The 14,296-nt window shown below is 38.2% G+C and carries 12 protein-coding genes; 7 read left to right on the top strand and 5 right to left on the bottom strand.

Annotated elements, in window-relative coordinates; translation table 11 throughout:
- The first annotated feature begins 1 nt into the window (after window position 1).
- From WG932_RS02555 to WG932_RS02525, 7 genes are all read left to right on the top strand, one after another.
- Window positions 2-643 carry a RagB/SusD family nutrient uptake outer membrane protein gene (locus WG932_RS02555; protein ID WP_483086836.1) on the top strand — a complete coding sequence of 214 codons (642 nt, stop codon included), beginning with the start codon at window positions 2-4 and terminating at the stop codon, window positions 641-643.
- Window positions 644-693: 50 nt separating this feature from the next.
- Complete coding sequence (locus tag WG932_RS02550; protein ID WP_483086835.1) at window positions 694-1,503, top strand: RagB/SusD family nutrient uptake outer membrane protein; 810 nt, start codon at window positions 694-696, stop codon at window positions 1,501-1,503.
- A gap of 1,376 nt (window positions 1,504-2,879) precedes the next feature.
- Window positions 2,880-3,542, top strand: coding sequence for a PQQ-dependent sugar dehydrogenase (locus WG932_RS02545; protein ID WP_483088559.1), 663 nt, complete (start codon window positions 2,880-2,882; stop codon window positions 3,540-3,542).
- A gap of 49 nt (window positions 3,543-3,591) precedes the next feature.
- Window positions 3,592-3,804 (top strand): hypothetical protein, encoded by a 213-nt coding sequence (locus WG932_RS02540; RefSeq protein WP_483086834.1) that lies wholly within the window; start codon window positions 3,592-3,594, stop codon window positions 3,802-3,804.
- Between the two features lie 31 nt (window positions 3,805-3,835).
- Window positions 3,836-5,287 carry a c-type cytochrome gene (locus tag WG932_RS02535; RefSeq protein WP_483086833.1) on the top strand — a complete coding sequence of 484 codons (1,452 nt, stop codon included), beginning with the start codon at window positions 3,836-3,838 and terminating at the stop codon, window positions 5,285-5,287.
- 45 nt (window positions 5,288-5,332) lie between these two features.
- Entirely contained in the window at window positions 5,333-5,947 is a 615-nt protein-coding gene (locus WG932_RS02530) for a hypothetical protein (RefSeq protein ID WP_483086832.1), read from the top strand.
- The gene (locus WG932_RS02525) at window positions 5,911-6,840 is read left to right on the top strand and encodes a BNR-4 repeat-containing protein (protein ID WP_483086831.1); all 930 of its coding nucleotides are present in this window, start codon (window positions 5,911-5,913) and stop codon (window positions 6,838-6,840) included. The genes WG932_RS02530 and WG932_RS02525 overlap by 37 nt, the downstream gene beginning before the upstream one ends.
- 927 nt (window positions 6,841-7,767) lie before the next feature.
- On the opposite strand, the gene WG932_RS02520 is transcribed toward WG932_RS02525, so the two are convergent.
- From WG932_RS02520 to WG932_RS02500, 5 genes are read right to left on the bottom strand one after another with little or no spacing between them, the layout of a single operon-like run.
- Window positions 7,768-9,084 carry a sulfatase-like hydrolase/transferase gene (locus WG932_RS02520; RefSeq protein ID WP_483086830.1) on the bottom strand — a complete coding sequence of 439 codons (1,317 nt, stop codon included), beginning with the start codon at window positions 9,082-9,084 and terminating at the stop codon, window positions 7,768-7,770.
- Window positions 9,057-9,449 carry a sulfatase-like hydrolase/transferase gene (locus WG932_RS02515; protein WP_483086829.1) on the bottom strand — a complete coding sequence of 131 codons (393 nt, stop codon included), beginning with the start codon at window positions 9,447-9,449 and terminating at the stop codon, window positions 9,057-9,059. Before WG932_RS02515 ends, WG932_RS02520 begins: the two co-directional genes overlap by 28 nt.
- A gap of 10 nt (window positions 9,450-9,459) precedes the next feature.
- Window positions 9,460-11,169, bottom strand: a complete 1,710-nt coding sequence (locus WG932_RS02510) for a RagB/SusD family nutrient uptake outer membrane protein (RefSeq protein ID WP_483086828.1) — start codon at window positions 11,167-11,169, stop codon at window positions 9,460-9,462.
- Between the two features lie 13 nt (window positions 11,170-11,182).
- Window positions 11,183-12,358, bottom strand: a complete 1,176-nt coding sequence (locus WG932_RS02505; RefSeq protein ID WP_483088558.1) for a TonB-dependent receptor domain-containing protein — start codon at window positions 12,356-12,358, stop codon at window positions 11,183-11,185.
- A 14-nt stretch (window positions 12,359-12,372) separates the two neighbouring features.
- The gene (locus WG932_RS02500; RefSeq protein ID WP_483086827.1) at window positions 12,373-14,289 is read right to left on the bottom strand and encodes a SusC/RagA family TonB-linked outer membrane protein; all 1,917 of its coding nucleotides are present in this window, start codon (window positions 14,287-14,289) and stop codon (window positions 12,373-12,375) included.
- Between the last annotated feature and the right edge of the window lie 7 nt (window positions 14,290-14,296).

Raw genomic sequence — 14,296 nt, 5'->3', positions numbered from 1 at the left:
AATGAGCATTGGAATGGCAGAGTTAGGTGATTCCAAATTGGTCAATGAATGGAGAGACTTATACAGAGGGATTTATTATTCTAATAGTGCTTTGGAAGGAATAAGAAGCTATCGAAGTATTGCTCCCGAATCAGAATTAACACGATTAAACCAATATGAAGGTGAAGTCTTATTTATGAGAGGCTTCTATTTGTGGCACCTTCAAGTCTTTTACGGCCAACCTAATTTAGATGGAATGGGAGTGCCTGTAATTACCGAGGTTCCTGGTTCTTTAGAGTCGATGTCAGTGGGTAGATCATCCACAATGGAAACTTATCAAGCCATGATTGAAGATTTCAAGAATGCTTCCACCCTTTTAGAAGGTCAATTAGACAACCATAGGGCTACAAAATGGTCTGCAAAAGCTGCTTTGGCAAAGGTTTATTTATTTGCTGAAATGTATGATAGCGCCAAGGTTGTCTTAGAAGACTGTATCAACAACAGCGGAAAGTCTCTGGTCTCTTTCGATCATTATAAAAACATGTTCAATGGAGATACTCAGTATGAATACAATTCGGAATCATTTTATGAAGTTGGTAACCGGGCTGAACCGGAAAAACCAATAATAACGGTTCGAGGGTACAAAACACCGGCTCCTCAGTAACGATTCTTTACACTCCTTTTTATATAGATAGTAATAATGAGAGAAGTGCAATGGGCTATAGTAATCAATATACACATGATAAAAATCTAAAGCGATTTGGCTATAATGACCCGGCCCCTCTAACGCAAATTGAAGAAGTTAATGGAGAATATAAACTATTAGACAGTTATGTAAGCCAACAGATGGAGCGAAGAGCAAATGCAGGAATGCAGGCCGATGGTCCGGATCCACGCCTCTATGTTTCTACTTTACAACCATTTTTTGATTCGGTTACAGTTGCAGGTGTGGAATACCCTGTAGCTCAAGCAGAATTTGGAAAATGGTGGGAAATGTCCCCTACGACAGGGATCGATCCAAACACATTTTACGGCTGGCCTTTAAGAAAAAATCAATTTCTTGGAGGTACTATATGGGAAACGAGAGCCGTTTATGGAGCAAATTTTTACTTTATCCGATTACCCGATATTTATTTAATGTATGCTGAAGTGATTAAAGATTCAAACCCTACTCTTGCTTTAGAATATGTTAATAAAGTACATCGAAGAGCGTATGGATATGATCCGGACACTCCCTCTCCAGTTGATTACGCAAGTTTAACTGACAATACCTTGGCCCCTGCAGATGATCATTTGTCAAATAACCCCCTCTTGTATGAAAGATGGGCAGAGTTTTTTGGGGAAGCAAAATGGTGGGAAGATATCCGCCGATTGCGCCTAGGTGATGAAGAATCTGATTTTTATAAGTCAGTTGCTTCCGGTAGGCAGATTGTGTGGAGAGATGAACATTATGCTATGCCAATTCCTCCTTTGGAGTTTGAGTCCAATACCAGTGAAGAATTAATTCAAAACCCAGGTTACTAAGGCTTTCAAAATGCCAAGACTAACACTGTTCCTAAGCATTGGCCTAAAATGGCTGTGCTAGGAACAGGTTAGTTTAAAATACAATCCTTCTTACTTCCGTTAATAACTTCACTCAATCGCTATTTGCTTAAACTTAATTACTGATTTTCAACAACATACCTTAACATTAAAAAAAATGTTAAGGTCATATTTATAAATAATCCTAATCTAAACTTAAAAACCAGATAATACATCACATTAATCGATATAATATTTGGTTTATAAATGTTCATTTTATCATTTACAAATGATCAATTGAAATAAAAAACCAAAATGCCTGAAAATAGGAACTCATCGGATTTGCTATGCAAGAAGAAGCTTAATTCATTAGTAACTTATTCCCTTTTGTCTGAGGTAAACTAGCGCTAGGAATACTGTCAGTCAAGCTAATAATTCTCCATAAATCTTTAAATAAGAACCCTATTTCTGAAAACTTTATGCCAAAAGATTCAGCATTATTTCAGAACCCTTTTTCCTAAAAGACAACTTGCAGGATTTATTTTGAGGTCGGGCGAAAGAAAAGTACAATTAGCATGTTGAACACCATCATGTTCTACCTTTTCAAGAAATGAATCTATGCAATAACTGCTTGCCTATAAATTATTGCCACAATAAATACTACTTAGGGTCTCAATTGAACTCAGGGTCTGCAAAAGGGTTGGCAGTAAGTGGTGTAATCAAGTAAAATTCAAATTTTTGGGGACTGAAACAAAATAGAAATAGGGCGAAACCGTCTGCCAACAAATAGGGGTGAAACCAACAACGATGGGACTGTTTTTACAGTGATTTCATGACACAATAGAAGATGATCAATTACCTATTATGATTTGAATATCAACAATATAAAAACAAGAAACACTAAAAAATGATTGGTTATAAATAAATTAGAATTAAGATATTATCGGAATGACTTGAAATAAAAAAGGGGCTACAACAACTTTAAATATGGGCTATTTTAAGTAATAAATTTGATTTATAATCTAAGTGTTCCCCACTCGGATAAAGATTAATATTTCAGTTGTATAAATCAAATTAATAGTTCCACACTCGATTTTTTCTTTATTACTTATTTAAATGATGAATTAATTACTTATAAAAAAGAATGAAATACATCAACCTTTCCTTGTGTCTTATCGCACTGATATTTCTCCAATGCCATTCACCTTACTCCAATCAGGATGAAAAAAAACTGATATTAACCGGTTCGAAATTGAACTTGTAGCAGAAAACCTTAATCAACCTATGTCCATGGATGTTTTGACTGATGGCCGGATTCTAATTGTTGAAAAAGATGGTGTGTCAAGGTTTTTGATCCCTATTCACAACTTGTAAGTACCATTGCTCAAATTCCGGTAAACAAGAGGTTTAATCAACCCTTTACCACTTCAGGTAAAAAATACGATGCCGATGATGGCATGCATGGAGTAGTTTTGGATCCGGATTTCGATAACAATAAATTGGTCTACATGTATTATTCTCCGGAAGGTGAAGATTCTAAAAGTGTATTGGCTAGGTACAAGTGGGAAGGAAATTCTTTGGATTTAAATTCGAAAAAAATCCTACTGGAATGGTCTACGCAAAGAGAAAGGTGCTGCCATTGGGGAGGAGGAATGATATTCGACAGAGAGGGCAATCTACTAATCGCAATTGGTGATAACTCTGGTTTTAATATTAATGATAAAGATGGGGATTCACGTCGGACTTCAGGAAACTCAAATGACTTAAGAGGATCAATTCTCCGCATAAAACCTGAGGAAGATGGAACCTACTCCATTCCTGATGGAAATTTATTTACTAAAGGTATGGAAAAAACCAGACCTGAAATCTATATTATGGGTGTCAGAAACCCTTGGAGGCTCACCATGGACAGTAAAACCGGTTGGTTATATTGGGGAGAAGTTGGACCAAGTACAGATGAATTTAATCGTGCGCGAGAGGCCGGGTATTTTGGATGGCCTTATTTTATAGCTGACAATAAAAAATACTGCTATAAAAACTGAATATGATACATTACATATTGTAAACAATTCTCAATACAATACCGGATTAGTGGAATTGCCTGCTAAACCTATCCCCTCAATTGCTTGGTATGATCGGAATCCATCAGAATTATTCCCTATTCCGGGAAGCGGAAGCCTTAGTGCTGTAGGAGGTCCATTTTATCGTAAAGCAGATTTTAAAAATGCTGAAAGACCTTATCCTGCATATTATGACGGAAAATGGTTTGTTACAGATTATGTTAGGGGATGGATCATGGAGTAATTAAGTAGATGATGAAGGCAATTATAATTCTATGGAAGAATTTATGCCGGAAGGAACATTTAAGGGGATTAATGATATGGACTTTGCTCCCAATGGGGACATGTATGTTTTGCAGTATGGGCATGACTCTTACGCACCTTACGCTAAAGATGCTAAACTATTTAAGATAAAGTACAATGGTGGTAATCGCCAACCTATAGCAAAAGCATCATCCGATAAAATTGCAGGATCTGTTCCAATGAAAGGAAGATTACTGACCGAAGGTACAATCGATTATGACAACAATATTAGCCAATACAACTGGGTACTAGCCTCAGAAAGTGCAGAATCCATCGAATTTAGTGAACAAAATCCGGATATAAATATTGAGGTTCCCGGAGTGTATCAAGCTATTCTTACCGTCACTGATGAAGAAGGAGCTATCGATCGAGACACCATTGAAATCACAGCAGGCAATGAACCTCCCCAAGTCTCAATTGAATTTCCTGAATCAAATAGTAGTTTCTATTTTCCTGGTGATGAAGTTAAATATTCAATAAATATTAGTGATGACGAAGATCACCAAATCGATAATTCAAAAATTAAAATATGGGCAGATTATCTTCCTGAAGGATTTGAATTACAAAACTTTATAACCAATTTAAAGAACTCCCCAATTCATTTTTCAGCAAATTCAATATTGGGCAAGCAGCTTATCAATCAAAATAACTGTACACAATGTCATCGTTTAAACCAAAAAGCAGTTGGTCCTTCATTTTATGAAATTTCAAATCATTACAAGGGCAAAGAGGGTGTCTATGCACAATTATCTGAAAAGATTATGGGCGGAACTAAAGGAAAATGGGGCCAAGCTGAGATGCCAGCTAACCCTGCTGTAAGTTTAGTAGAGGCTAATGCAATTGTTGATTATATTTTAAATTCTACTAACTCACCTGAAGATAAAACCAGCTTGCCACGAAGTGGTACTTTGAAGGTTGCAAATAAAGATGATGCGGGACACCTTATTTTTAAAGCAAGCTATACAGACAATGGATGGGGAGAAATTTCCCCGTTGGAAACCACCACTGTGGTAGGGTTAAAAAACCCGAGAGTTTTTGTTTCGAGTTATGACACCACGTCAAACATGCGTTTGTATACCCCACATTTTAAACAACCTAACCATCTAATCCCGAATGGAAAAACTTCCTATATTGGATTAAATGATACTGATTTAACAGGTATCACAAATGTAGGTCTGGATATCATAAATTTCGCAAAAATAGAGAAATCAAATTGGAAAATATCACTTAAAGCAAACTCTCCAAGTGGCGAAATTATAGGTTCATCCATGCTTGACAATTTAAACGAAGATGTTGATAAATTCATTAAAATTCCTTTAAAATCTACGATAGGAAAGAAGGATTTATTTATTGTAATTGAAAACAATAACTACCAAAAAGGGATGGAAGTGTTTGAAATAAGAAGCGTGAAGTTTTTCAAATAAAATAAACAATAAAAGCCTAATAATATGTTATTAAATCTAAGATCAATGAGTACTTTTTATAAAAGTCTATTTATATTTCTTTTATCTATATTATTTTTTATTGGTGGCTTGAATGCTCAAGAAGAAAAGATTCCTTCCGAAAATAAATTCCTAGACAATCAAAAGTTAGATGGTTATCGCGGTATTTGGTGGTTTCATCGTCCCATGGAAGACCGCCCTCATTCGCCAAGCTATGGTTCTACTGACTTTAAATACTCCGGCCCCCTTTCTTTTGCCTGGCCCCATACCGTAGCTCCAATGGCAATATATGCCCCTGAAGTGAACAAAACTTTCTTCGTATATGGAGGAGATTCCGGTCCGGAAAACAGGTATTTACTAGCAATGGTTTCCTACTATGATCACGAAAAACATCGTGTGCCTAAACCAACTGTGGTTAGAGATCAACGTGGGGTTGATGACCCACACGACAATCCAAGTATCACGATTGATGAGCAAGGGTATATCTGGGTTTTTGTGGCCGGCCGTAGCAGACATAGACCCGGCCAGATTTTCCGAAGTAATGCGCCATATTCTATTGATTCATTTGAACTTATTATAGAACGGGAACAAACTTATTCCCAAATATGGAGAGTACCTCAAAAGGTTTCTTTCACCTTTTAACCTTGTATACTAGTGGCAGGGAATTATATTTTGAAACCAACAAATCCGGTAAAGATTGGGAACCAAATCCGGCTGATAAACTTCAAAAACTAGTTGGGTTTGGAGGCCATTATCAGGTTAGTAGAGTCAAAGGCGATACAATAGGCACTGCGTTTAATTACCATCCGGAGGGAAATGTAGACCGAAGAACAAATTTATATTACCTTCAAACCACCGATTTTGGGAAAACTTGGACAACGGCAGATGGGACACCGGTTCAAATTCCACTTGAGGACCAAGATAATCCGGCCTTAATCAATGACTATGAGGCACAAGGTAAAAATGTATATCCTAATCAACTCTTATTTGATAATGAAGGAAGACCTGTCATATTATATATTACATCATTTGGGGCAGCTCCTGTGCCTGAAAATGCACCACGCGCTTGGAAAATTAGAAGATGGACCGGAGAAAAATGGGTTTCTCAATACGTGACAATATCTGACCATGCATACGATGAAGGTGCTTTTTATATTCATGATGATAGATGGACCCTCATTGCTCCAGCAGTACCAGGTCCTCAACCGGGTTTTAATGGCGGTGAAATTGGCGTTTTTGAAACGACAGACCCAGGCAATCCTGACAATGATTTTTGGCAATTGAAAAGACAAGTTACACGTAACAGTCCATTTAATCATGGTTACGTACGTAGGCCACATAATCCAAAGGATCCATTTTTTGCTTTTTGGGCAGATTCAGACCCTAAAAAAAGCACTATTTCACGAATCTTTTTCACTAACTCAAGGGGTGATAGAGTATACATGTTGCCTTACAATATGAAAGAAGATTTTGCCCAACCAATTTTATTAAACCCACCAACTCCACCTGAAGGCAAAGATACCTTTAAGTATTGATGACATACAGGTAAAAAATAATATAAATTCAATAACCGTAGGCTCTGGTTAAGCGTCTGCGGTTATATTATAACTTATATTGTAACCCGCTTTTTAAACTATAAATGATTAAACAATTATAAAAAAATATTTATCCCAACAAGTTGCAATTTTTAAAACCCGGATGAGGTAATAAGGTTTCTCTCCTCTGACAATTATCAGGGGTGAAGCCTATCTCATGTTTACGGGAAGTGTTGCAATCCCAAGAAAATTAGGCTGTTTACATATTTTAAGATAGTACCGCTATGATGCAATTGAAAACAACAACGAAGTGGCTGATTTTGAAGGGAATCAAGCACGTAAAAGATTGTCTTTTCATATATCGGGTTAAACCATGATTAAAAAACCTACTCTTTAATATGGACATTCTTATCTAACTAAAAAAAGTACCGGACAATTGCCCGGTACTTTTTTTTAGTGAAATTCGTTGCTCTACTGAAGGCTTATTTTAACCTCAGCCGGATTTAATTCTCTTTAAAAACAGGTACATCGTCACTAGAAACCGTTTTTGAGCCTTGGTGAGGCAGTAAAGGATGAAACAGCCTCATACATTTTCGGATCCCTGAGCCTGTCGAAGGGTCCCACGGCTTCCTCTACGCAAATTCCTTCCCAAGCTTATTAATCCAGATTTTTAAGTTCAGGGCTCAAGCTCAACTGGCAATTGTCACAAGCCGGATTCACTATTAAGCTTCCTGAAGGCGATTGCCCTATAAAGCCAACTCACTAACACCCCGGTTGGCTCCTCCAGTGTCGACTAAAACGGAGCTACAAAGATTGCATTCCGCTAGAATACTACCTAGATCCTGCCATCCGGATTGTTGCGTATTTTTATAAAATGCTAAGTCTCGGAATTACCACTTTCTTATAAATTATAGGTCGAACTCCTGTCTATTTTAATTGGCTTCCCGGAATAGGTTCAGGAAAGGCTCTCATTGGGCTGTATCTAATATAGGAATCAAAGACTTCTTTGTCAGGCCCTACAACTCTCGGGTCATTAGTAGACTTTAATTCCGACAACAAAGCCTCTTGCATTTCATCTTTGACCGAAGCAAATTCAGGATCATCTGCTAGATTATTTAAGCAGTAGGGGTCATTTTTTATATCATAAAATTGCACTTCTTTATTCTTTGCAAAAGCAGCGTCGAAAAAAGGCTTTATGGCAGGGTCCTTATAATTTTCGATTATATAGGATTTTGTGGGGGATTCATCCACATCAGTAAATGCCCATTCAGAATGGCTGATCCCATCCGCATCAATTCCAAACATGGGAAGCAATTCATTTTCATTCTCAGGGTTTATTCTTTGGGGAGCACCGGCAGGCCAACGATCAGGCTTCATGTTCCAAACCAACAAATAATCCTCACTCCTAATTGATCTTTGTGGATAGCCCCAATTGAGATACCTTGAAGATGAATGTCTTTCCCTTCCTGAAAAGGCATACTTTTTAGAAGGGTTAATGGTCCCTTGCTTTTCAGATTCCAGGAGGGGGCGAATACTTTTACCGGTGATTGGTAGCATCCCATCCTGACTTGTATTTGTTAAATCTAAAATTGTAGGGGCAAGGTCTATAAATCCTATAGGGTCGTCCACCTTTCTTCCTCCGGGAAACTGTTTGGGATACCTTACTGCAAAAGGCACATGAATACCATAATCATAACTGTTTGCTTTGGCTCTAGGGAAAGGCATACCATTGTCTGCGGTGACAATAATTATCGTATTCTCAAGTTCTCCTATTTCCTCCAAGTAATTGATCATGGAATCCAGATGACTGTCATACCATTCAATTTCTACCGCATAATCCAACATATCTCCTCGGACAATTTCATTGTCAGGGAAGAATGCCGGCACTTCTACATCCGACAATTTTTTATCCGTTCTTTTCCAAGAATCTTTTTCATAAGCACGATGCGGTTCTGTCGCCCCAAACCAAAAGAAAAAAGGTTTGTCTGCCCTTTCATTTTCCATGAAAAATTTAAAATTTTCATAATAATTTATGTTGCTTATTTTGTCGGCTGGCCTTAAATCTTCAGGCCCTTCTTCGTACCTTATCTTGCTGTGCTCTATACCCGCAGCATCGGTTTTTCTCCAAAGGCTATCATTTTCGTTTCGAGCATAACGAAAAGGGGATACTCCTTTGCCTGTTCTTCCTGTCTTATACCCATTCTCCTCCAAGATATCTACAAAAGGAACGTGTTTTTTAACCAAGGAGCAGCATGCTGGCCTGAGGATTCATTTTGCCAATGATGTCTTCCTGTAATGATACTGCTCCTTGAAGGAGCACATCCGGGAGAACCTGCCATAGCGTTGGTGAAGTATACTCCCTCTTTAGCTATTCGATCAAAAGCAGGAGTATTTACAAACTTACTACCTTCAAAACTTGTATGATAAAATGACTGATCGTCACTTATCACAAACAATATGTTGGGTGGTTTACTGTTCGTTTCTTGGTTTTCTCCACCACAACTTGATAATAGAAGGATAAAAAACCCTCCTATTATCATTAGCTGATTATTTAAACCGTTTGATTGGCAACCCTTTAAAAGGGCTGCCAAATAATTTTTCTTTTTCATATATATCTATTTAATCTGCTTCATATCCCGGATTTTGGCTTAGTTCAGCACCAATATTTCTTTCTATTTCCGTGTAAGGAATAGGAAACAGGTTATGATAAGGTTCAACATCCACCCCAAAATTAGTTACATCAGGCCTTCCATTACAATACTTATTGGTACGCTCATACAATAGTCCTAAACGACTTAAAGTAAGCCTTCTTTTTTCCTCGACCCCAAGTTCGCGCATTCTTTCATCCAAAATATAATCAATATTCACTTCAGATGGTAGAACTAATTTCGCATTGGCACGTGATCGAACAATATTGATATCATTTGCAGCCTCCGTTAGCTGGTTATTTCCAAGAAAAGCTTCTGCACGCAATAGGTAAGTCTCGGCCAACCGAATATGGTATTGGTCACTATATGTTGTACCTGCAGTAGAAGAATTTAGGGTTTTAAGTTCAGGGTCCGCATACAATTCGGCAGGGTGCTGGCCCGGAGTGGTCACTTTGGATTGATAAGGATAAAAATACCTGATGGTATCATCCAGACTTTGTCGGAATAATTCCATATGCTCAGAAATTTTTTGTCCGTACCATTCAGATTCCGGATTATTAAACAATACATCTCTAACGAAATTGAATTCAGAATTACGCATGTCATTCCAATCGTATTCCCAAACACCATAATTAAAATGGTCTGTTCCTCTAAACCTACCTATTCCTCGGCCACCTGTGTAATCCGATACGCCAAGCGGTAGAAAAGGAGCAATTCCTGAGGGATCTCTTACGATAAAACTCCATGGCCTTGGGGAGTGATCACGCTCCAATTGTGGACCTCTTTTGGCTGAAGATGATATAACTCCACCGGGTATATCAACTTCATATTGCCAAACCCAGATGCCCTCCGTATTGCCAACGCTTCTATTTTGATTGTACCTTCTAAACAAATCCCAATAAACATCTCCAGGTTCATTTGACAAAGAACCAAATCTCTCTGTCATCAATGCAGTATTGGGATCATCTATGACCATAGAAGCCGCATCAATGGCATCCGTCCATTTTTCTAAAGAAACGTAAACTTCTGCCAAAATATGATATGCCGATAAGTTACTTATTTCACCATCTTGAACTGTTGCAATACCAGGTAGGTTCACTGCTGCAAAAGACAAATCACTTGCCGCCTGCTCATAAACCTCAACCCTACTCGCCCTCACATAATCAGTCTTAGGAGAACTTACTTCTTCCAATTCAAGGGGAACCCCACCGTATAAATGAGCCAAATTTCTGTAGGAAAGACCGCGAAACAATTTGGCTTTGGCCTCAATGCTCAATTTCTCTTCCGAAGTCATCGTCGCCCCTTCTAGTCTGCTTAATATAATATTGGCTCCGGAAATTACCTTATAGTATTGCTGCCAATGAAACTCGGCCACTTCACTAGTAGGTAAAAGGGTCGCTTTATAAGATCCAAACCTAACGTTTAGCTGATTGGCTCCATTGTATCCCAAATCTGTTCCATAAATATAATCTAAAGGACGGTGTTCGCCATTAGAAAGAATTTCTCTGGACTGATCATACAAAGCATAAACCGCTGCATTAAAATCAGAAAAGGAAATGTAGGAATTTTCGGGACTGGCAAAGTCCAAAGGCACCTCTTCAAGTATTGCTGATTCATCACAAGCTTGGATACCTAACAGTAGCAAGCTTAACAAAACGAAATTGTATTTTATATTTTTCATAGCTAAATTCAAATTAAAAACTAACATCCAGACCTAAAGAATAACCCTTCATAACCGGCAAACCGGATGGTTCAAGCCCACTTCCTGTCTCAGGGTCCCATCCTTCCCAACTCGTCCAGGTGGCTAAGTTTTTTCCACTTACAAAGAATTTCACCCCTTGAAGTCCAAGTTTATCTACAACCAATGAGTTATTCAGTTTATAGGCAAGGGTCACGTCCTGAAGACGAACAAAACTCCTATCTCCATAATAGTTATATTCTATTCCTGCTACTTGATCTTGACCTCTGTATCTGGCATCGGGATTGGCTGGAGTCCAGTAATCATAGTCTACAAACATATTGTTTCTCCTGGCATTGTCAGACTGTCCAAAATTGGGATTGTTCAGTCCCAAATAGCCATTTTTTCCACCTTGAATGGAGTTGATAAAAAACCTAAAGGTGAAATCTTTATAAGTGAATTCATTCATCAATCCAAAATTGTATGCTGGCTCTTCTCTTCCTCTGATGACCCGGTCCAATGCATCAATTGAACCATCGTCATTTTGATCCACTATTCGATGGGTACCCACAAAAAATCCTGATGGAGCTTCTTCTCCCAACTGGATAATACCTGCAGACTCATAATCATATATAGAATTAATGGATTCGCCAATAAATAGGCCACTACCTATAAGGTCATCCTCCTTACCATCTCCATCCGCATCCTGTCCCAATAAGGATACAATTCTGTTTCTATTGGAGGCAATATTAAAACTTGCATTCCATTTAAAATCACCTTTTTCAATAACTTCTCCTCTCAAGACAAACTCTATTCCTCTGTTGGCAATTTCTCCAACATTGGTTGAAATGCTTGAAAAACCGGTTACTTCAGGAATATTTATATCATATAACAAATCATTGGTGGTATTCTCGTAGTAATCCAAAGTTCCCGTAAACCGGTCTTGCAAGAATGAAAAGTCAAAACCAAAATTAAATCCTGTGGTAGTTTCCCAAGCTAGGTTAGAATTTGCCAATGTATTTACAGTTTGTCCAAAGACTGTACTTCCACCATTGCCAAAAACATAAGCCGGATAAATTGAAACTCTTGCCAATGAAGAATAGCGGCTGGTAAGGTTTCCATTGGCCCCATACGAGCCTCTGAATTTAAGGTAATTTAAAGCAGATTCTTTCATGAATTCTTCTTCACTTATTACCCACCCTAAACCTATGGAGGGAAAAATTCCAAACTTATTGTTTTTGAAAAGCCTGAAAAACCATCCCTACGAACGGTTGCTGTAATCATGTACTTGTCACTGAAATCATAATTTGCTCTAACTGTCTGGTAAACGTAGCTTTCATCCCATGCACTAGAATTAATTAATTGAAGTTGCCCCAGACTTAAATCATTATAACCTAAACTTAGATTAGAATAATTGGTACCATTGGCTTCGGTGCTCTCATATTTTAATTCTCTGCGCCCAAACACCATGGTCAAATCAAGGTTGTGGTTATTATTAAAACTTTTGCGGTAGGTTAAAATATTATCAAGGGTCCAGTCATAAGAATTGTAATTTCTTTTAAATGCCTCACCGGCCGCACCGGCCCCATAGACATTGCTTCTGTAATGCCTTCTCCAGCTATAATTGTTACCAAAATTCACTCGATATTTTAAACCCTCGATAAAAGGGATTTCTAAATCCATATAAACATTGGCAAATAAATTATTATTCTTGTCAAAATCATTGGACAATGGGCTTAAAAACGGGTTGGCACGAATGGCGCCATCAGGATTAAGAATTACATTGCCTTCTTCATCATAAGGGGTAACCAATGGAGGCATGGTGGTAATCTGACTCAAAGCAGGAATTTCACCCGAATTATCAGCAAAGGAACCGAAAGTTTGTACCCCAAATCTAAACCAATCCAATATTTGATGGTCAAGGTTAATTCGAGCTGTCACCCTCTCATATTGGTCGTTCATTATATAACCTTCCTGTTTCGTGTATCCGGTAGAGATAAAATAGGAAGTTGCCTCTGATGCTCCTCTTACACTTAAATTATGGTTGTTAATAAAACCTGTCTGAGTAGCCGCATCCCACCAATTAAAATCTGTCCCATTCTCATAGCCTGCATAGACAGTAGGTTCAAACAAGGCCGCAACATCATAATCAGGATTAGGTTGTGTATAATCAGGGGCTAAGTATGCCTGAGGCCAATCTTGGTCCCTAACTTTTTGTAAGAAACCTTCTCTATCCATTAATTCTGGTCTATTCGTAGGAGACTGAGTGGTTACCGTTCCCGTATAGTTAAAAATTGGTTTCTGCTCCATTTTCCCGCCCTTGGTGGTTATCATGATCACACCATTTGCTGCTTGCGCACCAAAAATAGCCATACTACTGGCATCCTTAAGTACATCGATAGATTCTATGTCAGCAGGATTTAAATCCGCCAAATTCCCGGTAAAAATTATGCCATCCACTACGATTAGGACATTTTGATTTCCACTTAGGGTGGTCCTTCCTCGAACCGAAATGGTAGGGTTTTGCCCTGCCCTATTTACTTGTCCAACATTTAAACCCGGAACAGATCCTTGTAAAGATTGAGCAATATTTACATTTGGAGACTCTCTAAAGGCTTCAATATCAGCCCTGACCACAGATCCGGTAACATCACGCTTCTTTTGGGTACCATATCCCACCACAACTACTTCCTCTAGGGAGGTATCGTCCAATTCCATTGAAATATTAAACTGGGTTTGGTTCCCCACATCTATCCTCTTGGTTGTATAGCCAATGAAAGAAACAACAATCGTTGCACCCTCAGGAACGTCAAGCTCAAATTTTCCATCTATATCTGAAACTGTTCCTTGGGTACTATTGGCCAGTGTGATGGTTGCTCCAGGCATAGGGTCACCATTTTCATCTAAAATCACACCGGTTATTTCAAGGTCATAATCGCCCTTTGGATCATACCTGTACGCATGATTATTAGATAATAAAGAATTATTAATATTTGGCTTTTCTTTTGAATCCCCACCCTTTGAGGCAGCGAGAAGGTATGTAGGATTGAAGACCAGAAGGCTCCATGATAGTGCAAAGAGGGTGAAAATATTTCTCGCACTATTAAGTACATTTTTATTCATTTGGATA

The sequence above is a fragment of the Cyclobacterium sp. SOCE241 genome (assembly GCF_056867545.1).
Note: the sequence above shows the minus strand (reverse complement) of the source record. Positions and strands in the feature narration are given on the sequence as shown.

Excerpts from the sequence above, each read along its gene's own strand:
- WG932_RS02525 (WP_483086831.1), top strand. The coding sequence starts at position 5,911 with ATGGAGAGTACCTCAAAAGGTTTCTTTCACCTTTTAACCTTGTATACT.
- WG932_RS02515 (WP_483086829.1), bottom strand. The coding sequence starts at position 9,449 with ATGAAAAAGAAAAATTATTTGGCAGCCCTTTTAAAGGGTTGCCAATCA.
- WG932_RS02530 (WP_483086832.1), top strand. The coding sequence starts at position 5,333 with ATGAGTACTTTTTATAAAAGTCTATTTATATTTCTTTTATCTATATTA.
- WG932_RS02555 (WP_483086836.1), top strand. The coding sequence starts at position 2 with ATGAGCATTGGAATGGCAGAGTTAGGTGATTCCAAATTGGTCAATGAA.
- WG932_RS02500 (WP_483086827.1), bottom strand. The coding sequence starts at position 14,289 with ATGAATAAAAATGTACTTAATAGTGCGAGAAATATTTTCACCCTCTTT.
- WG932_RS02550 (WP_483086835.1), top strand. The coding sequence starts at position 694 with ATGGGCTATAGTAATCAATATACACATGATAAAAATCTAAAGCGATTT.
- WG932_RS02535 (WP_483086833.1), top strand. The coding sequence starts at position 3,836 with ATGGAAGAATTTATGCCGGAAGGAACATTTAAGGGGATTAATGATATG.
- WG932_RS02510 (WP_483086828.1), bottom strand. The coding sequence starts at position 11,169 with ATGAAAAATATAAAATACAATTTCGTTTTGTTAAGCTTGCTACTGTTA.